This is a genomic window from Achromobacter sp. UBA2119 (genome assembly GCF_002331005.1).
GTDB lineage: Bacteria > Pseudomonadota > Gammaproteobacteria > Burkholderiales > Burkholderiaceae_B > Achromobacter > Achromobacter animicus.
The window spans coordinates 189,751-211,820 of record NZ_DCYD01000008.1 but is presented as its reverse complement, the minus strand read 5'-3'; the positions used below and the strand labels follow the sequence as shown (position 1 = coordinate 211,820).

Below are 22,070 nucleotides of genomic sequence, written 5' to 3'. Positions count from 1 at the left end.
TCCTCCCTTAGCTTTAATAATCAGTGGGTTACGCAAGGGACGCGCAGAATCGGGCTTGTCCGAAGTTGCAGAAGCCGCGAGAACTGTTTTTCTGAAAGGATTTTCGAGCCAAGCTAGACCCGATTTTTTTTAAGTCTTTGAGATTCAACGAAAAAATAACGGGCCAGGATTGGCCCGCCCGGGCCAATCCTGGCCCGGTCAATTGCGCGTTTGCCCAACCGTCCCCAGGGCGACCCTGCGTCAAGCATCAACGCAAGGCCGCAGTCGCAGGATCGCGGCTTTCCTGATCGGCATGCTCGGGCACGGTGTCAGACACCCGGCAGAAAGGGTCGTCAGCTTACGGCGGCACCTCAACAGGTGTCCGACACCTTGGTCGCGAATCGCGCCCGGAGGCGCAAATCACCCCGCCACGACAGGAATCTGCCGCGGCTGCGCCTCGCGCACGCGCGGAATGCGCAGCGTCAGAAGGCCCTGCTTCAGGCTCGCGCTGATCTGCGCGCGGTCGAACTCCTGTCCCAACCGGAACGACCGGCGAAAGAGCGGCGCGCGCATTTCGCCCAGCACCAGCCGCAGGTCGCTGGGGGTCTCGACGGCAGCTTCGCCTTCGATCTGCAGCACGTCGGCCTCGACGTTGATGCGCAAACGTTCCTTGGACACGCCCGGCAGATCCGCAAGCAGCGTGATGCCTTCCTTGTCCTCGTAGATGTCCACGGCCGGCACGGTCACGCCGCGCCCGTCGCGCTTGTCAGACACGGCCGCTTCGGCGGGCACGGTCAGGTCTTTGCGTTCATTCATGATCGATACTCCTATGCGGTTGCGTTGGCGGGTCACTGCACGGTCACGGTGCGCGGCTTGGCCGATTCCTTACGCTTGATGGAAATGGCGAGGCAGCCGTCCGTATATCGCGCCTGCACGTTATCGGGATCCGCGTCTGCAGGCAGCTCGATGATGCGCGTGTAGCGGCCCTGCGTGCGTTCGCGCGCGTAATAGCGGGCGCCTTCGGGAAGTTCTTGCGGCTTGCGTTCACCGCTGATGGTCAGCAGGCTCTTCTCGATCGACACGTTCAGGCCTTCGGGGTCCATGCCGGGCACGAAGGCGACGACTTCGATGGAATCGCCTGACACGCCGACGTTGACGGGTGGGAAGTACGCCTGCGGCGTCGCCCGCAAGGCCGCAGGTACGCCGGCATTGCGCAGCACGCGGCCCATGTGTTCCTGGATCGCGTCGAACGCGCTGGCAAAGCCGTTATCGTTGAAAGGAAAGTTGCTCATGAAGGTCTCCTCGAACGAAAAAAGGGACCGATGCAGACGCATCACAGCCGCGACTTGCGCGACCGCAGGTCTGATCGCTTCAGTCCGAGTATGGGATCGGTTTTTGGAGTTTCAAGAGGGCTTTTCAGTCCGGCAAAACACGCGCGGCCCCCAGTCCGGCAGCGCAAAAAAAACCGCAGCCATCGCTGGCCGCGGTTTCCGTTTGGCGCGTGCTGAGGCCTACACCAGGACGCGTTCGATCCCGCCTGCGTTCGCCCGGCGCACGTAGTCTTCCATCCAGCCTTCGCCCAGGATGTGGCGGGCCATCTCGACCACGATGTAGTCGGCTTCCATCTTGGTGTCGCCCTCGTAACGCGACAAGCCCTGCAGGCACGACGGGCACGAGGTCAGGACCTTCACGTCGCCCGTGAAGCCGTCGCTGCGCATCGCGGCATCGCCCTTGAGCAGTTCTTCCTGCTTGCGGAAGCGCACCTGCGTCGAGATGTCCGGACGGCTGACCGCCAACGTGCCCGACTCGCCACAGCAGCGGTCGCTCTTGACCGCGCCATCGCCCACCAGCGCCCGCACCGTCTTCATGGGTTCCTGCAGTTTCATCGGCGTGTGGCAGGGGTCGTGATACATGTAGCGCACGCCCTTGGCGCCTTCCAGCTTGATGCCTTTTTCCAGCAGGTATTCGTGGATGTCGATCAGCCGGCAGCCCGGGAAGATCTTTTCGAATTCATACCCGGCAAGCTGGTCGTAGCAGGTGCCGCAGCTGACCACCACGGTCTTGATGTCCAGGTAGTTCAGCGTGTTGGCCACGCGGTGGAACAGCACCCGGTTGTCGGTGATGATCTGCTCGGCCTTGTCCGTCATGCCGTTGCCGCGCTGGGGATAGCCGCAGCACAGGTAACCCGGCGGCAGCACGGTCTGCACGCCCGCATGCCACAGCATCGCCTGCGTGGCCAGGCCCACTTGCGAGAACAGGCGCTCGGAACCGCAGCCCGGGAAGTAGAACACCGCTTCCGTGTCGGCCGTGGTGGCCTTGGGATCGCGGATGATCGGCACGTAGTTGGCGTCTTCGATGTCGAGCAGCTTGCGCGCGGCCTGCTTGGGCAGTCCGCCGGGCATCTTCTTGTTCACGAAGTGCACCACCTGCTCGCGCAGCGGCGGCTTGCCCACCGTGGCCGGCGGCTTGGCGGTCTGCTTCTTGACCAGGCCCGAGAACAGGTCGTGCGCGGCGCGCTGGACCTTGTAGCCCACGCCCACCATCGCCTTGCGGGTGGCGTTGATGGTGGCCGGATCCTTGGCGTTCAGGAAGAACATGGCGCTGGCCGTGCCCGGATTGAACGACTTGCGGCCCATGCGGCGCAGCACGGCGCGCATGTTCATCGACACGTCGCCGAAGTCGATATCGACCGGACAGGGGTTGTAGCACTTGTGGCAGACGGTGCAGTGGTCGGCCACGTCCTCGAATTCTTCCCAGTGCTTGAGACTCACGCCGCGACGGGTCTGTTCTTCGTACAGGAAGGCCTCGACCAGCAGCGACGTCGCCAGGATCTTGTTGCGGGGCGAATACAACAGGTTCGCGCGCGGCACGTGCGTGGCGCACACCGGCTTGCACTTGCCGCAGCGCAGGCAGTCCTTGATGGATTCCGAGATGGCGCCGATGTCGCTCTGCTGCATGATCAGCGACTCGTGGCCCATCAGGTTGAAGCTGGGCGTCCAGGCGTGGCGCAGGTCCGCGCCGGGCATGAGCTTGCCGGCATTGAAGTGGCCGTTGGGGTCCACGCGCCGCTTGTAGTCCTGGAACGGGGCCAGTTCGGCTTCGGTCAGGAACTCGTACTTGGTCAGGCCGATGCCGTGCTCGCCCGAAATCACGCCATCCAGGTCGCGCGCGATCTGCATGATGCGCTCGACGGCCGCGTGGGCCTCGCGCAGCATTTCGTAGTCGTCCGAGTTGACCGGGATGTTGGTGTGCACGTTACCGTCGCCGGCGTGCATATGCAGCGCGACGAACACGCGGCTCTTGAGCACGCGGGCATGGATGGCAACGAGCTCGTCGACGATTTTCTTGTACGCGGCGCCCGAGAAGGCGCGCTGCAGGCCGGCCAGCACTTCGGTCTTCCAGGAGACGCGGATGGTGCGGTCCTGCACCACGTCGAAGACGCGGGCGCCGGGCTGAGCCGCAAGGCGGGCGGTCAGCGTGGCGTGAAGCTCGCCCAGGCCCAGGCCTTGGAGTTGCGGCAGCGCGTCGCCCAGCGGCAGGTCCAGGTTGTCCAGCAGCCACTGCCAGCGCTGGCGCGTGGCGGCGATCAGTTCGATGGCCTGTCGGGTACGTTCGGCCAGCACCTCGGCGCGCGTGGTCTCGATGTCGGCGTCGTCGATCTTGCCGACCGGCAGCGGCGTGCACAGGTACGCGTCAAGCTCGCCCAGCAGCTTGAGCTTGTTGCTGGTCGACAATTCGATGTTGATGCGCTCGATGTGATCCGTGTATTCGCCCATGCGGGGCAGCGGGATCACGACGTCTTCGTTGATCTTGAAGGCGTTGGTGTGACGTGCGATCGCGGCGGTGCGCGAGCGGTCCAGCCAGAATTTCTTGCGCGCCTCGGCGCTGACGGCGACAAAGCCCTCGCCGTGACGCGTGTTGGCCAGGCGTACGACTTCGCTGGCGGCCGCGGCCACTGCGTCGTCATCGTCGCCGACGATGTCGCCGATCAGGACCATCTTGGGCAGCACGCCGCGCTTGCTCTTGGTGGCGTAGCCGACCGCGCGCAGGTAGCGCTCGTCCAGATGCTCCAGGCCGGCCAGGATGGCGCCGCGCGCCTTGCCTTCGCCGTCCAGGTAGCCCTTGACCTCGACGATCGACGGGATGGCGTCGCGCGCCTGCCCGAAGAACTCCATACAGACGGTGCGCGTATGGCGCGGCATGCGGTGCAGCACCCAGCGCGCCGACGTGATGAGACCGTCGCAGCCTTCCTTCTGGATGCCGGGCAGCCCCGCCAGGAACTTGTCCGTCACGTCCTTGCCCAGGCCTTCCTTGCGGAACACGCGGCCCTGGATCTCGAGCGTTTCGGTTTTGAGCAGGCGCTCGCCGGGCTTGCCCTTGCCGTCGAACCACTTGAGCTCGAAGCGGGCCACTTCCACGTCATGGATCTTGCCCATGTTGTGGTCCAGGCGCGTGACTTCCAGCCAGTTACCGTCCGGATCGACCATGCGCCACCACGCCAGGTTATCCAGCGCGGTGCCCCACAGCACGGCCTTCTTGCCGCCGGCGTTCATGGCGATGTTGCCACCCACGCAGGAGGCTTCGGCGGACGTCGGGTCCACGGCGAACACGAAGCCGGCGGCCTCGGCCGCTTCGGAAACGCGCTTGGTGACCACGCCGGCGCCGGCATGGATGACCGCGACGGGCTCGGTGAGGCCGGGCAGGATACAGGACTCGACCTTGCCCAGCTTGTCGAATTTTTCGGTGTTGATGACCGCCGACTTCCAGGTCAGCGGAATGGCGCCGCCGGTGTAGCCGGTGCCGCCGCCGCGCGGCACGATGGTCAGGCCCAGTTCAATACAGGCGGTGACCAGCGCGGCGATCTCGTCCTCGGTGTCCGGCGTCAGCACCACGAAGGGGTACTCCACGCGCCAGTCGGTCGCGTCCGTGACGTGCGACACGCGCGACAGGCCGTCGAACTTGATGTTGTCGCGCGCCGTGATGCGGCCCAGCACCTTCTGCGCCTGCTTGCGCATCATGGCGGTCTGGTCGAATTCGCCCTCAAACGCCGCAATGGCGGAACGCGCCCGGGCCAGCAGACCGACGACCTTTTCGTCGCGATGCGGATCGTGGCCGGCTTCAGCGGGCGCGCTCGGGTCGCGGCGCTTGTCGATTTCGCCCAGGCGGTGATGCAGCGCTTCGATGAGCTGCTTGCGGCGCTTGGGATTGTCGAGCAGGTCGTCCTGCAGATAGGGATTGCGGCGCACGACCCAGATGTCGCCCAGCACTTCGTAGAGCATCCGGGCGGAACGGCCGGTGCGGCGCTCGCCGCGCAGGTCGCTCAGCAGGCTCCAGGCGTCTTCACCCAATAACCGGCCCACGATTTCGCGGTCGGAAAACGACGTGTAGTTATAGGGGATTTCGCGCAATCGCGCGGGTGCGGCGGGCGGCATCGCCCCGTTCAAGATGTGGCTGGCGAGTGGGGCGTTCATGGCGGCAAGAGGGGGCCCTTAAAAAAGTATTTTATGCCATTGTCCCGACTTGACCCCTAATAAGTCTGGCAAGGCGTCCAAAAGCGCGCCGGGGACGGCATGTACCGTCCCCGTTTAAGTCCGGCGTCAGGGCTAGATTTTCCCAGGAAAGAACCAGAGCAGCCCGGCGGTCATGAACAGATAGCGCATGAATTTGCCGATGGCCATGTAGAACACGCAGGGCCAGAACGACAGGCGCAGCCAGCCGGCAACCGCGCACAGGGGATCGCCCACCGCCGGCAACCAGGACAACAGCAGCGCGGGCGGTCCCATCCGGTGCAGCCAGTCATGGGCACGCTCGTTCCAGCGGCCACGCATGCGGCCACCCTCGGTCGCCTTGGGATGCGGATGCGGGTGCTTTTCCTTCCAGCGCTCGACCGCCTTTTCGGCGCCCAGGCCCATCGCGTAGCTGATGGCCCCACCCACGGTGTTGCCTGCGGTGGCCACCAGGATGGCGGGCCAGAACATGTCCGGCGAAAGCTTGATGTAGCCGAACACCGCCGGCTCGGAGCCCAGGGGCAGCAGGGTCGCGGACACGAGCGAAACGGTGAAGATGGCCGACAGGCCGACTGAGGGCAATGCCAGCACGCCCAGGAGCCAATGAACTGCGGATAAGAGACTTTCTTCCATGGTTGCGGCAGTGTAGCCGCGGGAATCCCGGAAGGCGACACGCATTTCCCTGCAATAATCTTGGCCAGTCCTCACTCTTGCCTGTTGCGCGGTCCATGTCCACTGATTATCTGAAACGCATCCTGACTTCCAAGGTTTACGACGTCGCGGTCGAATCCCCGCTCGAGGCGGCGCCGCTGCTGTCGCAGCGGATGTCGAACACGATGTTGCTCAAGCGCGAAGATACCCAGGCGGTGTTCAGCTTCAAGCTGCGCGGCGCGTACAACAAGATGGCTAATCTCACGCCGGCGGCGCGCAATCGCGGCGTGATCGCGGCCTCGGCCGGCAACCACGCCCAGGGCGTTGCGTTGGCGGCAAGCCGGCTTGGCTGCCGCGCCGTCATCGTCATGCCCACGACCAGTCCGCAGGTCAAGATCGACGCCGTGCGCCGCCTGGGCGGCGAGGTCGTGTTGGCCGGGGAGAGCTTTTCGGACGCCTACGCGCATGCGCAGGTGCTGGAAAAGAAAGAGAAGCTGACCTTTGTCCATCCGTTCGACGATCCCGACGTGATCGCCGGCCAGGGCACCGTGGGCATGGAAATCCTGCGCCAGCATCCCGGCCACATCGACGCGATCTTCGTGGCGATCGGCGGCGGCGGCCTCATCGCCGGGGTGGCGGCCTATATCAAGCAGCTGCGCCCCGAAATCAAGATCATCGGCGTGCAGACCGAGGACTCAGACGCCATGCTGCGCAGCGTGCGCGCGGGCCGGCGCGTTCAGTTGAACGACGTGGGCCTGTTCTCGGACGGCACGGCGGTCAAGATGGTGGGCGCCGAGACCTTCAAGCTGGCGCGCAAATATGTGGACGACTACGTGGTGGTCAACACCGATGCGATCTGCGCCGCCATCAAGGATGTCTTCCAGGACACGCGCAGCGTGCTGGAGCCGGCCGGCGCGATGGCCGTGGCCGGCGCCAAGCAGTACGCGGCCGAACACAATCTGAAAAACAAGACGCTGGTGGCGATTGCCTGCGGCGCCAACATGAACTTCGACCGGCTGCGCTTCGTGTCCGAACGCGCCGAGGTCGGCGAAATGCGCGAGGCCGTCTTCGCGGTCACCATGCCCGAGCAGCGCGGAAGCTTTCGCCGCTTCTGCGAACTGGTGGGCGAACGCAGCGTCACCGAATTCAACTACCGCATCTCGGACGCGGACCGCGCCCACGTGTTCGTCGGCATCCAGGTGTCTTCGGCCGCAGAACCCGACAAGATCGCGGCGAATTTCCGCCGCCACGGCTTCGACACGCTGGACCTGACCCACGACGAAATGGCCAAGACCCACTTGCGCCACATGGTGGGCGGCCGTTCGGCGCTGGCGCGCAACGAACTCTTGTACCGCTTTGAATTCCCCGAGCGGCCGGGCGCGCTGATGCGCTTTTTGAATGCGATGAATCCCGACTGGAACATCAGCCTGTTCCATTACCGCAACCAGGGTGCCGACTATGGCCGCATCCTGATCGGCATCCAGGTGCCGCCGGCGGACAAGAAGCAGTTCCGCAACTTCGTGGCGGAACTGGGCTATCCGCATTGGAACGAAACCGACAACCCGGCGTACAAGCTCTTCCTGTAGCCGCTGCGATTCAGGTGTCCTGAATGCGAGAGGGCCTCCTTGCGGAGGCCCTTCCCTTCTGTGCGCAAGGCGCGCCCGGCTGAACCCGATCTAGGGGGGGTTCGCTGTCACTCAGCGGTCCACGGAGAATGGCCCGCACATTCAGCAAGGTCCAGCCGGACGTGCTGACGCTTAGAAACGGTGGCGCAGGCCGACGGCGACAGCCGTGTCGGTCGCGTCGTGCTGGAACGCGTAGTTGTCGCCATACGAGGCATACGCGTACAGGTTCGTGCGCTTGGTGAAGTCGTACGTGTAGCCAAGGCTGTACACGTTGAACGTTGCGTCGTCGCCCGTCAGCTTGTCGTTGCTGGCGGTGGCGCGCTGCCACGAGCCGAACACGGCGTGGCGGCCCATCGGCACGGTGGCGCCGATCATGTACGAATTGGCGCGGAAGCCATCAGCCAGCTTGAACGAACCCAGCTTGTTCATGCCGTCGGGCGTCGTGCCCATGTTCTGGCCGACGAACCAGCCGTCACGCGTCTGGCCGAAAGCCGCCGCGATCTTCACGACTTCAAAGTCGTACGAACCGCCAACGATGTATTCCTGGATGCGCGCTGCGTCCTTGCCGCCGACGCGGTCGTTGGACGGATTGAAGCGGTCATAGGCGGCCGCCAGATTCAGCGGGCCGTTGACGTATTGCACACCGGCGGTGATCACACGGTTGTTGTTGCCCGTGGCGAAGCCCTTCTGCGTCGTGTCCGTGACGGTGTCGTCCGCGCTGAACGCGTAGCCGAGGCCGACCTTCAAACCGCCCAGGCTGGGGGTTTGATACAGGACCATGTTGTCCAGGCGCATCGTGTTGGCGCTGCCGAACGTCGTACCCATGTTGGCGTTGTTGTAGCTGATCGAGAACGGGTCGATCGAACCGAAGTACTTCGACGCCAGGTTCGTCTGACGGCCGAATTCCAGACGGCCCCACGAATCGCTGTCCAGGCCAACCGTCGCTTGGCGGCCGAACAAACGGTCGTTCTGCAGCGACTTGCCGTTCAGGGGACCGAAGCCGCCTTCCAACGTGAACACGGCGCGCAGGCCGTCGCCCAGGTCTTCCGTGCCGCGCAGGCCAAAGCGCGAACCACTGCTCACGCCCTGAACTGCACCGATGCGGCTTTGCGAGTTGCCCTTGAACTTCACTTTTTCGTAACCGAGGCCAGCATCGATCAAGCCGTACAGCGTCACGGAATCGGCGGCCTGCGCGGCGCCGGCAAAGCCGGTCAGCAACGCGACGGCCAGAAACGTCTTCTTCATTTGAATCCCCAAAATGGCGAGATGAAAGGCGCATTGCGGGGCGCCGCCGAACACCGCGGGCCCTCGCATGCCGCAACGTTGAATCGAGCGGCGATGCACTGGGCGTAGTGTCCGGCTTGTAGCAGTTCGTAGTAACCCGGATTTCGACGAACTACTTTCCATGGCTGGGATAATGACGCGAAACTGAAGGCTCGCCTTGTTCCAAAAAGCTCGGTAAGGCCTTGATCTCAAATATGAATCATTGCTCGCATCAGAATATCGCGAGATCAGATGCGGCTTTCCTTGCCCTTCCGGCCGGCAACATATGTAGTGCAGGCGGAATAGTTGTGCGGCGTAAACGCCACACTGTTTCCGCACAGATAAAAACGCGAGGCGCAAAAAAACCCCTCGGCGTCACAAGGGGTTCTTTCGGTGACCTGCGGGGCGGCGCGGCGCGCCAGCGCTGGAAATCAGCGGCCCTTGGGCGGGTAGTCCAGTTCGCCAAACGTGTATTCGCCGCGCGCCTTGGCGTCGGCCAATTCCTGGCGGACTTCTGCACGGCTCTTGCCGGCGGTCTGCGCCACTGTCTTGGGCGGGTAATCCAGTTCAGCGCTCGTCACCTGGCCTGCTGCCTTGGCGCTTTGCAATTCCTGCTGAACCTGTTCGCGCGACAGGCTGGTGGTCTGTGCGACGGCGGGCGGATAGTCCAGTTCACCAAAGGTGACGGTGCCTGCGGCCTTGGCGGCTTGCAGTTCCTGTTGAACCTGTTCACGCGTCTTGCCATCGGCGTGAGCGGCGGACATGCCGACCAGGGTAGCGGTAACCATGAGTGCGGTTGCTAGGGCTTTCATTGAGATGACTCCATCCTAAACGTTGCACATCGTCTTGCGCCGGGTTGGCGGCATTCGATATGACAATTTGATTGCTGGGACGAAGTATCTGGTTATTAAGCCCTAGTAAAAACCCTTAATTTGGTGAACATATTTGCACGGATGGGACAATTGCAAGTCGTATCCGTGCGGAGCACGGCATGTGAACCTGCTCGCCAGACTGATGCACCATGCGCGCAGGCGTTGAGTTCATTCAGTTTCGCGCAAGCTAGGTAACGCAATTTGAACGCGGCGCGCGATGGAACTGTTGTGCAATCCGGAGAAATAGACATTTCTACTGGCGGGACAATAATTCCATTTATCATACGAATCTGCCAGAAATGGAAATTTGAGTCTCGAGGGCATTCATGGACATTCAGCTTAACGACATCGCGCTATTCGTCGAGGTCGCCAAGCGCAAGAACTTCAGCCACGCCGCCGAAGCCCTGAATATCCCGACCTCCACGCTGTCGCGCCGGGTCAGCGAACTGGAACGCAGCGTCGGCATGCGGCTGCTCAATCGCAGCACCCGCAAGATCGACCTGACCGAAGCGGGCGCAATCTATTTCGAACGCTGCCGTCACATCGTCGAAGAGGCGCGCATCGCGCACGATCAGTTGCTGGACATGGCGGTGCAGCCCAAGGGCCGCCTGCGGATCTCGCTGCCCACCAGTCTTGCGCAGTTGTTCCTGCCCGCCGTGATCCGCGAGTTCCGCGAACAGCATCCGGATATCGAGTGCGACTTCGACTTGAGCATGCGCCCGATCGATCCCATCAGCAATCCGTTCGACCTGATCCTGCGCTTTGGGCAGCAGCCCGATTCCAGCCTCATCTCGCGCAAGATCGTGCTGATGGCGCACCAGCTCTATGCGTCGCCCGAATACCTGGCGCGCCATGGAGAACCACGCGTACCGGCGGACCTGACGCACCACGAATGCCTGCGCCCGACCATGCGCGAGGAGTCGTCCTTCTGGATGCTCCATTCGGGCGACAAGGTGGAACGCGTTCAGGTGTCTGGCCGCCTGTCGGCCAATAACGTGGGGATGTTGGGGCGATTGGCCGGCCAGGGGTTGGGCATCACGCCGCTGCTGGTGTTTGATGCGATGGAGCGCGCCATCAAGCAGACGGGCCTGGTGCGCGTGTTGCCGGAATGGAGCCTGACTCCCCTGCCCTTGTTTGCGCTGCTGCCTTCGCGCATGCTGCCCGCCAAGACGAAGGCGTTCCTGGACTTCATCCAGCCGCGCTTGTCGGAGGCGTGACAAGCAAATGGTGCTGAAGGATGGTGCTGAAGGATGGTGCTGAAGGACGGTGCCGAAGGAAAGCACCGAAGGGCGGCGCCGAGCTGCGGCGCCACCACGACAACACGGACTACGGCGTCGTGTCCGCGCCGTACTGACAGACCGTGTAAAGCGGCGTGCCGGTCGCGGCCACCTTGGCCGAGCCGCCGAGATCCGGCAGGTCGATGATGGCGGCGGCTTCCACCACGTTGGCGCCCAGGCGCTGCAGCAGCTTGATGGCCGCGAGCATGGTGCCCCCGGTGGCGATCAGATCGTCCACCAGCAGGACGCGCTGGCCCGTGCGGACCGAATCGGTATGCATCTCGACGGCGGCATTGCCGTATTCCAGCGAGTATTCCTCGGCCACCGTGCGATAGGGCAGCTTGCCCTTCTTGCGCACGGGCACGAACCCCAGATTCAGTTCATAAGCCAGCACGCTGCCCACGATGAAGCCGCGCGCGTCCACACCCGCCACCAGATCCAGGCGCTGGCGCATGTAGCGATAGACGAAGAGATCGATCAGGACACGGAACGCACGAGGGTCCTGCAGCACCGGCGTGATGTCGCGGAACGTGACACCGGGTTGGGGCCAGTCCGGAACGCTGCGGATGGTGCGCCGGATGAACTCGGCGTTGTCGGTCTGCATGGAATCGGCCCTGAAGAATTGAAGCAAGGCGAACTATAACCGCGCCGCTGCGCTTAAGCCAGGATTGCCGCGCGCGATGACATGTCATGCAGTTGCCCATCGCGCAACACATGGCAACGATGCACCGCCCCCTCGGGCAATGCCGCATGCGTGGCCAGCACCACGGTGCGCCCGCGTACCGCCTGCGCCAGATCCGCGAAGAACGCGGTTTCGGCCGCGGCGTCCAGTCCCGCGGTCGGTTCGTCCAGCACGATGACGGCGGCAGGCGCCAGCAAGGCTCTGGCCAGACACAGGCGCCGTGCCTGCCCGGCCGACAACTGCGAGCCCGTCTCGCCGGCCCACGTGTCCAGGCCATCGGGCAGGCCGCGCACGAAATCGCCAAGCCGTGCCGCATCCAGGGCGCGCCACAACGCGGCATCGTCGGCATCGGGATCGCCGATCAACAGATTGGTGCGAAGCGTACCCAGAAACACCGGCGCGTCCTGCGACAGCAGGACGATCCGCCGATGCCAGTCCGCCTGTGCACATTCGCGCGCATCGCGACCGCCGAACCGGACCTGCCCGCCCTGCGGATCCTCGAGCCTGAGGATCAGATGCAGCAGCGTGGACTTGCCCGCGCCGCTTGCGCCCACGATCGCCACGCGTTCGCCCGGCTCGATCCGCAGGTTGACGCCCTGCAGCACCGGCGCACTGTCGCCTGCTGCGCGGGCCGGGTACGCAAAGCGCACACCCGCCAGCTCCAACGCGCCGTGAGTGGGCAGCGGGCGCGGCATCGCCGGATCCTGCATGTCGGGTTCGCTTTGCGTGATCTCGCGGATGCGCGCCGCCGCCGACATCGCGGAACCCATCCGGGATGCGCCCCGCATGATCGGGCCGGCAACCTCGAAGATGCCGATGACGGCCAGCAGCAGACCGGCCAGGAGAGGGCCTTCGATCCGTCCCGACTCAAGCCCGGCCAGACCGAACCACAGCAGCGCCAACACCGCCACACCTGCGGCCACCTGCAGGAACCATTGTCCGCGCACCGCCACCCGTGCCTGGCTGCGTCGCGCCAGAGCGCTTGCCTCGCACAGACGCTCGAAGTGCGCCAGCGTCTGCTCCTGCGCATGCAGGGCAACCATGTCCGCGTGCCCCTCCACGGCGTCCAGCGTGGCCGCGCGCAATCCTGCCGCACTTTCCTGCGCCGACACGCCCGGTTTGCGCGCCGCGCGCAATAGCCACAATGGCACCACCACGCACGCGGTCAACAGGGCCAATGCAAAAATCAGCGCCGCGGCCGGCACCCATTGCCCCAGCACGGCGGTGAGCACCGCCCCGGCAAGTATTGCGGTGGCCAGTGGCGCCAGCACAAACAGAAATACCGTATCCAGCGCATCGACGTCGTTCGTCATGCGGGCGACCAGGTCGCCGCTGCGATAACGCGAAAGCTGGCGCGGCGTCAGCCGGGTCAGCGCCGCAAACACCATGGCGCGCAGATCCGCCAGCAGACGCAAGGTGGCGGCATGCCCGACCACGCGGTCGGCGTAGCGCGACACGATGCGCAGGAACGACAGCCCGCGCACCAGCGCGGAGGGCGCGAACAGGTTGAATACGCTGCCGGCGCCGGCCAGGAACGCGCCGGTCAGAAACCACCCCGATACGCCCAGCAACCCGACGCCGGCCGCGACGGTCGCCAGCGCGCAGAACAATGCGAGTAAAAGCCCGCCTTTGCGGCGCGCGTACAAGGGCAGGAGCAACAACAGATTCTTCATGCGTCTTTCACCGTGCCGTTGGCGACATGCGCCACCCGGCCAAATCGCGCGGCCACCGCCGGCGAATGCGTCGCCAGCACCAGGGTGCGGCCAGCGGAGAATTGCAGGATCTCGTCCAGCACCCGAGCCTGCGTCGCTTCATCCAGATGCGCGGTAGGTTCGTCCAGCAGGATCAGGCCAGGGTCCCGCAGAAACAGACGGGCCAGCGCCACGCGCTGCGCCTGTCCGCCGGACAAGCCATGGCCGCGGCTGCCCAGCGCGGTGTCCAGGCCGTGCGGCAGGTCTTGCGTAAATTCCAGCACGCAGGCGCGGCGCGCGGCGTCCTGCACCTGTGCATCCGTGGCGCCGGGCTGGCCCAGCCGGATGTTGTCGGCGATCGATCCGGCCAGCAACTGCGGCCGCTGGCCGATCAGCGCCACGCGCTGACGCAAGGCGGCTTCATCCCATTGCGCCAGCGGCAAGCCATCGATGCGGATTTCGCCGCTGGCCGGCCGCAGACGGGCGATGGCCTCGATGAGCGTGGATTTGCCGACGCCGCTCGGTCCCATCAGCGCCACGTGCTCACCCGGCGCCAAGACCAGGGCAGCATTTGCGAGCACCGGCTGGCCACGGCCCGGCGCCTCGGCGCGCAGACCTTCCACGGTGACCACCGCGCCCTTGCCCGCATGCGCGGGTTGACCGCGCAGTGCGGACGTGTCTTCGGCATCGGCTTGCGGCAGGCCATCGAACAGGACGGCGATCTGCGTCACGGCAGCCAGCGCCGTCGCGCGGTCGTGATAGTGGGCGGCAAACTGGCGCAGCGGCGCATAGACCTCGGGCGCCATCAACAGGCAGAACAGTCCGGCCTGCAGCGTCAGCGGGGACCAGCGCACGTCCAGAAATCCCAGGTACGTCAGGCCGATGTACACCGCCACACCCGCCACGCCCAGCGCGGCGAAGAATTCCAGTACGGCCGACGACAGGAACGCGATGCGCAGCACCGACATCGTCCGCTGGCGCAGCGCATCGCTAGCCGCCACGACGGACTGCGCCTCGGCCTGCGCGCGCCCATACAGTTTCAGGGTCGACAGCCCTCGCAGGCGGTCCGCGAAAAAGCCCGACAGGCGGGCGAAGGCACGCAGGTGACGGCGGCTGGCGCCTTGCGCCCCCCAACCCACCAGCGCCATGAACAGCGGAATCAGCGGCGCGGTAATCAATAGCACCAAACCGGCGATCACATCCACCGGCAACAGCACAACCGAGAAGGCCACCGGCAGCATTGCCGCCGCGGCCATCGCGGGCAGGTACTTGGCAAAGAAGCCATCCAGCGCCTCTACCTGGTCTACCACGGCGCTCGCCAGTTCACCCGACGCCTTGCCGCGGCTCCAGTAAGGGCCCTTCTGCACCACGCGTTGGAACAGGGACTGGCGCACGTGGCGCTTGATGCGTTCGGACGCATCCGCGCCGGCGCGCTCGCCCGCCCACGTGATGCATGCGCGCACCAGCATCAGCCCTGCGATGGCGGCGATGCCGCCAATCAGTTCATGCCGGGGCACATGTCCCACGATGGCCGAATCGAGCACCCTGGCCAGCAGCCAGGCCTGCACGACCAGCAAAGCGCCGCTCACCAGCGGCGCGGCGGCCGCCAGCATCAGCGGAAACCGTGCCGACCGGGCCAGCCCCATCAGCCACCGCGACTGCTCGCGCGGCGGCTTCTGCAAGGACGCCGACGGGTCGTGCTCGAGGCTGCTTGCGCCGTTACTCACTCGACGTCGCGGCTGGCTTTCGGGTCATGCGTCTGACCTTCGCGCAGCTCGAACCACATCGCATTGAGAATGGCGAATGCGCACGCCAGGCCGAGGCCGAGGATCCACGAGAAATACCACATGGTGGAGGCTCCTTTATCAGTACGAGTTGGGCGTGTCGCCCACCGATTCATGGGTGACCTTGCCGCGCATGACGCGATACACCCAGCCGGTGTAGAGGGTCACGATGGGCAGGAAGATAGCCACGGCGATCACCATGATCCACAGCGTCAGGTGGCTGGACGAACCGTCCCAGACCGTCAGCCCGGCCTTCGGATTCGACGACGACGGCATGATGAACGGGAAGAGCGAGAAGCCCACCGTCAGGATCACGCCGGCGATGGAGGTCGAGGACGCCAGGAACGCCAGCATGTTGGCGCGCACGGTAAGCAGCAGCGCCGCGAGCACGGCGCCGGCCACGCCCAGCGCGGGCGCGATCCACATCCACGGCCACTTCGCGTAGTTGGCCATCCAGGCCCCGGTCTGCACCGAGACAGACTTGAGCATCGGATCAGACGGCGCAGCCATGTCGACCGCGCTGGTGATCGTGTGCCCCGCCACGCCGCCCGCGACCCAGAAGCCACCGGCCACGAACAGCGCCGCCGTCAGCACCGCGCACAGGCGGCCCCAGTTGCGCGCCCGCGAGGACACGGGATCGTCCGTACGCCAGGCCAGCAGCACCGCGCCGTGCATGGCAAGCATCACCACGCTCAGCACGCCCGCCAGCAAGGCAAAAGGCATGAACAGCTGAAAGAAGTGCCCTTCGTACATCGGACGCAGCGTCATCGCGTCATACGTGAACGGAACGCCCAGGATGATGTTGCCCATGGCCACACCGAACACCAGCGACGCCAGCACACCGGAGAAGCACAGCACGGCGTCCCAACGGTTGCGCCAGCGCGTGCCTTCCATCTTGCTGCGGTACTTGAAGCCGACCGGCCGCAGGATCAGCGCCAGCAGCACCAGCATCATCGCCAGGTAAAAGCCCGAGAACGAGGCGGCATACAGCAACGGCCATGCGGCAAAGATGGCGCCGCCCGCCGTGATGAGCCAGACCTGGTTGCCTTCCCAGACCGGCCCCACCACGTTGATCACGATGCGGCGCTCAGTGTCGGTCTTGGCGACCACCGGCAACAGCGCGGCCACGCCCAGGTCGAAGCCGTCCATGACGGCAAAGCCGATGAGCAATGCGCCCAGCAGCACCCACCACACCACGCGCAGCGTGCCGTAGTCGAAAGGAATAAGGGTATCCATTTGCGTTCTCCCCTTAGGCGCGCACGGCGGCGTGGACGGGATCGGCGGCGGCATCACCCGGCGCCGGCCCATCGGATTTCGGTCCGGCCTTGATGGCATGCAGCATGACCTTCACGCCGATGATGAGCAGGATCGTGTACAGCACCAGGAAGATCGTCAAACTGATGACCAGGTCGGTGATCGTGAGGCCCGATGCCGCGTAGTACGTGGGCAGCACGCCTTCGATCACCCAGGGCTGGCGGCCGTACTCGGCGACGAACCAGCCGCTTTCGATGGCGATCCACGGCAGCGGCAGGCTCCACAGCGCCACCTTGAGCAGACGGGGACTGCTGTCCAGGCGGCCGCGAGACGCAAGCCAGAACGCCACGCCGAAGAACACGATCAGGTACATGCCCACCGCGACCATGATGCGGAACGCCCAGAACAGCGGCGCCACCGTCGGCACGGTATCGATGGCGGCCTGCTTGATGTCCGCCTCGGTGACCTTGCTGACGTCTGGTTGATAGCGCTTGACCAGCAGCGCATAGCCCAGGTCCGGCCAGGTCTTGTCGAACACCATGCGGGCATCGACGTCCTTGGGATTGGCGCGGATCTTCTGCAAGGCCTCATACGCCACGAGGCCGTCGCGGATGCGGTTCTCGGCGCGCAGGATCAGGTCGTTGATGCCCAGCAGCGGCGTGGTCAGCGACCGCGTGCCGATGATGCCCATGACATAGGGAATCTCGATCGCGAAATCGTTGCGGCGCTCGGCCTGATTCGGGATGGCGAACAGATTGAACGAAGCAGGCGCGGGCTCGGTGTGCCACATGGACTCCATGGCCGCGATCTTCATCTTCTGGTGTTCGGTGGTGAGGTAGCCGCTTTCGTCGCCCAGCACGACCACCGACAGGGCGCCGGCCAGACCGAAGCTTGCCGCCACCGCCATCGAGCGCTTGGCCAGATCGATATGGCGGCCGCGCAGCAGATACCAGGCGCTGATCGACATAACGAACATGGCGCCCGCCACATAACCGGCGCTAACGGTGTGCACGAACTTGGCTTGCGCGACCGGGTTGAAGATGACCGCGGCGAAGTCGGTCATTTCCATGCGCATCGTGTCGGGGTTGAAGATCGCGCCGACCGGATTCTGCATCCAGCCGTTGGCGATCAGGATCCACAACGCAGAGAAGTTGGTGCCGAAGGCCACCAGCCAGGTCACGGCCAGGTGGCTGACCTTGGACATGCGGTTCCAGCCGAAGAAGAACAGGCCGACGAAGGTGGCTTCCAGGAAGAACGCCATCAGCCCTTCGAGCGCCAGCGGCGCGCCGAAGATGTCACCTACGTAGTGACTGTAGTAGGACCAGTTCATGCCGAACTGGAACTCCATCACCACGCCGGTCGCCACGCCCAGCGCAAAGTTGATGCCGAACAGCGTGCCCCAGAACATCGTCATCTTTTTCCAGATGGGGCGGCCGGTCATGACGTACACGCTTTCCATGATGGCCAGGATGAACGACAGGCCAAGCGTGAGCGGAACAAAGATGAAATGGTAGAGCACGGTCGCGGCGAACTGGAACCGCGAGAGATTCACGACATCGAGATCAATCATGAGGCTGCTCCCAAGGCGTCGACGCGCTGCGGCAACCAGCATGGTTCCCAGGCCGTCTACCGCGCCATGTTAGGGGCGATGCATACAACTTCATAGAGGTTTCCTGAAAAATCGAGGCATGAAGGATCAGCCCTTGCCCCGCAATTTGCCGGCGAATCCCAGCACCTTCTGCACCTTGGAACCAAGTTTCATGAGGCTTTGGAGGGTTTCGGGCGGCAGCCGTTGAACCTCATCGAACCACCCCGTGGATAGTTCGATGAGCTCCAGCATTTCGGTCATTCGTTGTTGCGCGTAAGCCTCGTCCGCGCCGGACGGCGACTCCAGCAGCGTGTCGCGCAGGAGCGTGAGGGTGGGATCGACTTCGCGCTTGCGCTTTTCTTCCATGAGGATGCGGAAGATTTCCCAGACGTCCTTGGGAGTCTCGAAGTAGTCGCGGCGGTCGCCCACCTGATGGATCAGCTTGACCAGGCGCCAGGACTGCAGCTCTTTCAGGCCCAGGCTGACGTTCGAGCGCGAAAAGCCCAGGGCTTCGGCGATGTCGTCGGCATTGAGCGGCTGCGGCGCGAGAAAAAGCAGGGCGTAGATCTGGCCGACCGTGCGATTCACGCCCCAGCGGCTGCCCATTTCACCGAAGTGCAGGACAAAACGTTCAATCTGGGGGGAAAGCGCCATGAGGATCAGCCGGTAACACAACGACGCGCTGCACGACATATGCAGTTACGTTGATTTCAGAAATTTCTGAAATTATCGAACAAACGATGAGAAAGCGCAAACCACACTTGCCGCAGGGGCAAGGGCGCAAACCCACGTCATTCAGAGGACGCGCAGGGCAAATTAGCCGCCGAACGTGACAGCCATACAACACCTGGCGGGCGGCGGCGGACAACAAAAAAGCCACCGGCCGGGTGGCGGGTGGCTTTCTTCGGGGGAAAAAGCGGCGGGAACGGCGGGCGCTATTCCGTCAGCGACGCAGGTTCGGGGCGGTCAGCCGGCCTTGACGGTCACGGCGGCCGACACGCGCTTGGCCTTGGCGCGGGCGGCGGCAACGTCCTCGGCCACGGCCAACCCCACGCCCATGCGGCGCTTGACGAAGGATTCGGGCTTGCCGAAGAGACGGATGTCCGTGCCGGGCTCGGCCAACGCCTCGGCCACGCCGTGGAAAGTCACGGCCTTGGCTTCCACGCCGCCATAGATGACGCTGCTGGCGCCCGGCTGGCGCAGGCTGGGGTCGACGGGCAGCCCCAGAAGCGCGCGGGCGTGCAGTTCGAATTCGTTCTGCACCTGCGTAATCATGGTGACCATGCCGGTGTCGTGCGGACGCGGACTGACTTCCGAGAACCAAACCTGATCGCCCGCCACGAAGAGCTCAACGCCAAAGATACCCAGGCCGCCCAGTTCGGACGTAACGGCCAGTGCGATGTCGCGAGCGCGCTGCAGCGCTGCGGGCGACATGGGGTGCGGCTGCCAGCTTTCGACGTAGTCGCCGTCGACCTGCTTGTGGCCGATGGGCTCGCAGTACCGGGTCTCGACCTGGCCGTCGGCGCCGCGGGCGCGCACGGTCAGGAGCGTGATTTCGTAGTCGAAGCGGATGAACCCCTCGACGATGGCGCGGCCGCCCCCGACCCGGCCCCCTTCCTGGGCGTAGCGCCAGGCGGTAGCGACGTCGTCGGCGCTCTTGATGACCGACTGGCCCTTGCCCGAGGACGACATGACCGGCTTGATGACGCACGGATAGCCGATGCCGCCGTCGATGGCCTGGCGCAGTTCTTCCTCGGTGTCGACGAAGCTGTACGGCGAGGTCGGCAAACCCAGGGTCTCGGCCGCCAGGCGGCGGATACCCTCGCGATTCATGGTGAGCTGGGCCGCGCGGGCCGTTGGGGTGACCCGCGCCACGCCGGCCGCTTCCAGTTCCACCAGCAGGCTGGTGGCAATGGCCTCGATTTCGGGGACAATAACGTGCGGCAGCTCCTGCTCGATGATCTGCCGCAGGGCTTGCGGGTCTGTCATCGAGACCACATGCGCCCGGTGCGCCACCTGATGGCCCGGGGCGTCGGCATACCGATCCACCGCAATGACTTCGACGCCCAGGCGCTGCAGGGCGATGATGACCTCTTTGCCCAGCTCACCGGAACCCAGCAGCATGACGCGGGTGGCCAAGGGGGACAGTGGCGTGCCAAGGACGGGACTGGAAATGCTGGACATGGAGCGGGCCTGGAAGGAAAGTTTGAAAGCCGTTGAAAGACTCGCCAGCATGCCATACGCCCCTGCGCGGGGCAAACTAGCATACTGCGATTAAAATCCGCCCATGACCGACCATCCCACCTCATCGTCCGGCACCGCGCTGGCATCCGCGCGCAGAACGCTACAGATCGAAAGCCAGGGCCTGCTGGACCTGTCCGCCCGGCTGGATGACAGCTTCACGCGGGTCGTCGACCTGCTGCTCGCCTGCCGCGGCCGAGTGGTCGTCAGCGGCATCGGAAAAACGGGACACATTGCCCGCAAGATCGCCGCAACGCTGGCCTCGACCGGCACGCCTGCCTTCTTCGTGCATGCCGCCGAGGCCGTCCATGGCGACTTGGGCATGATCACCCGCGACGACGTCCTCATCGCCATCTCCTATTCGGGCTCGGGCGAGGAACTGCTGACCATCCTCCCCGTGGTGCGCCGCATGGGCGCCGGCCTGGTGGCGATCACCGGCAACCCGCAATCCGAACTGGCCCGCCAGGCCGACATCCACCTGGATGCCAGCGTGGCGCAAGAGGCCTGCCCGCTGAACCTGGCGCCCACCGCCAGCACCACGGCCGCGCTGGCACTGGGCGATGCCCTGGCCGTCGCCTGCCTGGAAGCGCGCGGATTCGGGCCGCAGGATTTTGCCCGCTCGCATCCGGGCGGCGCGCTGGGCCGCCGGCTGCTCACCCATGTGCGCGACGTCATGCGCGAGGGAACGGCCCTGCCCATCGTCACGGCGGGCACCTCGGTGTCGCAGGCCCTGGAGGTCATGTCGGCCAAGGGCATGGGCATGACGGTCGTGACCGACACGCAGCACCGCCCGCTGGGCATCTTTACCGACGGCGACTTGCGCCGTCTCATCGCGCGGCACGGCGACATCCGCAGCCTGACCGTCGAGGCCGGGATGACGCGATCGCCGCGCAGCATCAACCCCGAGGCGCTGGCCGTCGAGGCCGCCCGGCAGATGGACGAACTACGGCTCAATCACATGCTGGTGATGGACAATGACGGCGCGCTGGTCGGCGCATTGCACATGCACGATCTGATGGCCGCTAAAGTGGTATGACTATGAACCTCTCTGCTTCCCTGAATCACCCGGCCGAAGCGCTGGTGCTTGCCCGTATCCCCGCCATCGTGCGCGAACGCGCCGCGGCTGTGCGCCTGATGGTCTTTGACGTGGACGGCGTGCTGACCGACGGCAGCCTCTATTACGGCGAAGGCGGCGAACTGCAAAAGCGCTTCCACGCGCTGGACGGCCACGGGCTGCGGCTGCTGATGGAAGGCGGACTGAAAGTCGCGCTGATCACGGGCCGTTCCGGCCCCATCGTCGCGCGCCGCGCGGCCGAACTCGGTATCGCCGAAGTCATCCAGGGCGTACGCGACAAGGGCGCCGCCCTGACCGAACTTGCGCAGCGCTGCGGTGTCCAACTGAATCAAACCGGCTACATGGGCGATGACATCATCGACCTGCCGGCCTTGCAGCGCGCGGGCTTTGCCGCCAGCGTGCCCAACGCCCCCGGCTACGTCAGCCAGGCCGCGCATTGGGTTTCGACCCTGCCCGGCGGAAGCGGGGCCGTGCGCGAATGCTGCGATCTCCTGTTGGCCTCGCAAGGCCGCCTGGGCGCCTTCCTGGCTGCGCCGGGCCTGCTTGGCCCCGGGGCGATCCAGTGATTCCGCCCGTAACGA

At 64.9% G+C, this 22,070-nt stretch carries 18 protein-coding genes; 4 read left to right on the top strand and 14 right to left on the bottom strand.

Features of this window, described 5'->3' with window-relative positions; genetic code table 11:
- Window positions 1-399: 399 nt before the first annotated feature.
- The 4 genes from B3098_RS04720 to B3098_RS04705 all read right to left on the bottom strand — a co-directional run bounded on the left by B3098_RS04720 (window position 400) and on the right by B3098_RS04705 (window position 6,119).
- On the bottom strand, window positions 400-795 hold the full coding sequence (locus tag B3098_RS04720) for an Hsp20/alpha crystallin family protein (protein WP_175186343.1): 396 nt from the start codon (window positions 793-795) through the stop codon (window positions 400-402).
- Between the two features lie 32 nt (window positions 796-827).
- Entirely contained in the window at window positions 828-1,271 is a 444-nt protein-coding gene (locus tag B3098_RS04715; RefSeq protein WP_175122051.1) for an Hsp20/alpha crystallin family protein, read from the bottom strand.
- 219 nt (window positions 1,272-1,490) lie between these two features.
- On the bottom strand, window positions 1,491-5,450 hold the full coding sequence (locus tag B3098_RS04710) for an FAD/FMN-binding oxidoreductase (RefSeq protein WP_286892074.1): 3,960 nt from the start codon (window positions 5,448-5,450) through the stop codon (window positions 1,491-1,493).
- A gap of 132 nt (window positions 5,451-5,582) precedes the next feature.
- Window positions 5,583-6,119 carry a YqaA family protein gene (locus B3098_RS04705; RefSeq protein ID WP_175122049.1) on the bottom strand — a complete coding sequence of 179 codons (537 nt, stop codon included), beginning with the start codon at window positions 6,117-6,119 and terminating at the stop codon, window positions 5,583-5,585.
- Window positions 6,120-6,214: 95 nt separating this feature from the next.
- Between B3098_RS04705 and ilvA the strand changes: the two genes are divergently transcribed.
- A complete protein-coding gene (ilvA, locus tag B3098_RS04700; RefSeq protein WP_175122048.1) occupies window positions 6,215-7,723 on the top strand; it encodes a threonine ammonia-lyase, biosynthetic in 1,509 nt (502 codons plus the stop codon).
- A gap of 171 nt (window positions 7,724-7,894) precedes the next feature.
- On the opposite strand, the gene B3098_RS04695 is transcribed toward ilvA, so the two are convergent.
- Entirely contained in the window at window positions 7,895-9,007 is a 1,113-nt protein-coding gene (locus tag B3098_RS04695; protein WP_175122047.1) for a porin, read from the bottom strand.
- Between the two features lie 449 nt (window positions 9,008-9,456).
- Window positions 9,457-9,837, bottom strand: a complete 381-nt coding sequence (locus tag B3098_RS04690; protein WP_105241081.1) for a DUF4148 domain-containing protein — start codon at window positions 9,835-9,837, stop codon at window positions 9,457-9,459.
- Between the two features lie 386 nt (window positions 9,838-10,223).
- On the opposite strand from B3098_RS04690, the gene B3098_RS04685 reads away from it, so the two are divergent.
- Window positions 10,224-11,114, top strand: coding sequence for a LysR family transcriptional regulator (locus B3098_RS04685; protein ID WP_175138999.1), 891 nt, complete (start codon window positions 10,224-10,226; stop codon window positions 11,112-11,114).
- Window positions 11,115-11,223: 109 nt separating this feature from the next.
- Here B3098_RS04685 and B3098_RS04680 read toward each other — a convergent pair whose 3' ends face one another.
- The 8 genes from B3098_RS04680 to purT form a co-directional block, all read right to left on the bottom strand.
- Window positions 11,224-11,778 (bottom strand): adenine phosphoribosyltransferase, encoded by a 555-nt coding sequence (locus B3098_RS04680; protein WP_056319625.1) that lies wholly within the window; start codon window positions 11,776-11,778, stop codon window positions 11,224-11,226.
- Between the two features lie 53 nt (window positions 11,779-11,831).
- Window positions 11,832-13,529, bottom strand: coding sequence for a thiol reductant ABC exporter subunit CydC (gene cydC, locus B3098_RS04675; RefSeq protein WP_286892067.1), 1,698 nt, complete (start codon window positions 13,527-13,529; stop codon window positions 11,832-11,834).
- Window positions 13,526-15,274, bottom strand: a complete 1,749-nt coding sequence (gene cydD, locus B3098_RS04670; protein WP_376784615.1) for a thiol reductant ABC exporter subunit CydD — start codon at window positions 15,272-15,274, stop codon at window positions 13,526-13,528. Before cydD ends, cydC begins: the two co-directional genes overlap by 4 nt.
- Window positions 15,271-15,396 carry a cytochrome bd-I oxidase subunit CydX gene (gene cydX, locus B3098_RS04665; protein WP_175122043.1) on the bottom strand — a complete coding sequence of 42 codons (126 nt, stop codon included), beginning with the start codon at window positions 15,394-15,396 and terminating at the stop codon, window positions 15,271-15,273. Before cydX ends, cydD begins: the two co-directional genes overlap by 4 nt.
- Before the next feature lie 16 nt (window positions 15,397-15,412).
- On the bottom strand, window positions 15,413-16,567 hold the full coding sequence (gene cydB, locus B3098_RS04660; protein ID WP_279973785.1) for a cytochrome d ubiquinol oxidase subunit II: 1,155 nt from the start codon (window positions 16,565-16,567) through the stop codon (window positions 15,413-15,415).
- Between the two features lie 13 nt (window positions 16,568-16,580).
- Window positions 16,581-18,155: a cytochrome ubiquinol oxidase subunit I gene (locus B3098_RS04655; RefSeq protein ID WP_279973783.1), complete on the bottom strand. Its 1,575-nt coding sequence runs from the start codon at window positions 18,153-18,155 to the stop codon at window positions 16,581-16,583.
- 126 nt (window positions 18,156-18,281) lie between these two features.
- Window positions 18,282-18,827, bottom strand: a complete 546-nt coding sequence (locus B3098_RS04650) for a GbsR/MarR family transcriptional regulator (RefSeq protein WP_175122040.1) — start codon at window positions 18,825-18,827, stop codon at window positions 18,282-18,284.
- Between the two features lie 312 nt (window positions 18,828-19,139).
- Window positions 19,140-20,357 (bottom strand): formate-dependent phosphoribosylglycinamide formyltransferase, encoded by a 1,218-nt coding sequence (gene purT / locus B3098_RS04645; protein WP_286892064.1) that lies wholly within the window; start codon window positions 20,355-20,357, stop codon window positions 19,140-19,142.
- A gap of 103 nt (window positions 20,358-20,460) precedes the next feature.
- On the opposite strand from purT, the gene B3098_RS04640 reads away from it, so the two are divergent.
- The gene (locus B3098_RS04640; RefSeq protein ID WP_279973779.1) at window positions 20,461-21,450 is read left to right on the top strand and encodes a KpsF/GutQ family sugar-phosphate isomerase; all 990 of its coding nucleotides are present in this window, start codon (window positions 20,461-20,463) and stop codon (window positions 21,448-21,450) included.
- Window positions 21,447-22,055 (top strand): KdsC family phosphatase, encoded by a 609-nt coding sequence (locus B3098_RS04635; RefSeq protein ID WP_191578447.1) that lies wholly within the window; start codon window positions 21,447-21,449, stop codon window positions 22,053-22,055. Before B3098_RS04640 ends, B3098_RS04635 begins: the two co-directional genes overlap by 4 nt.
- Window positions 22,056-22,070: the final 15 nt, after the last annotated feature.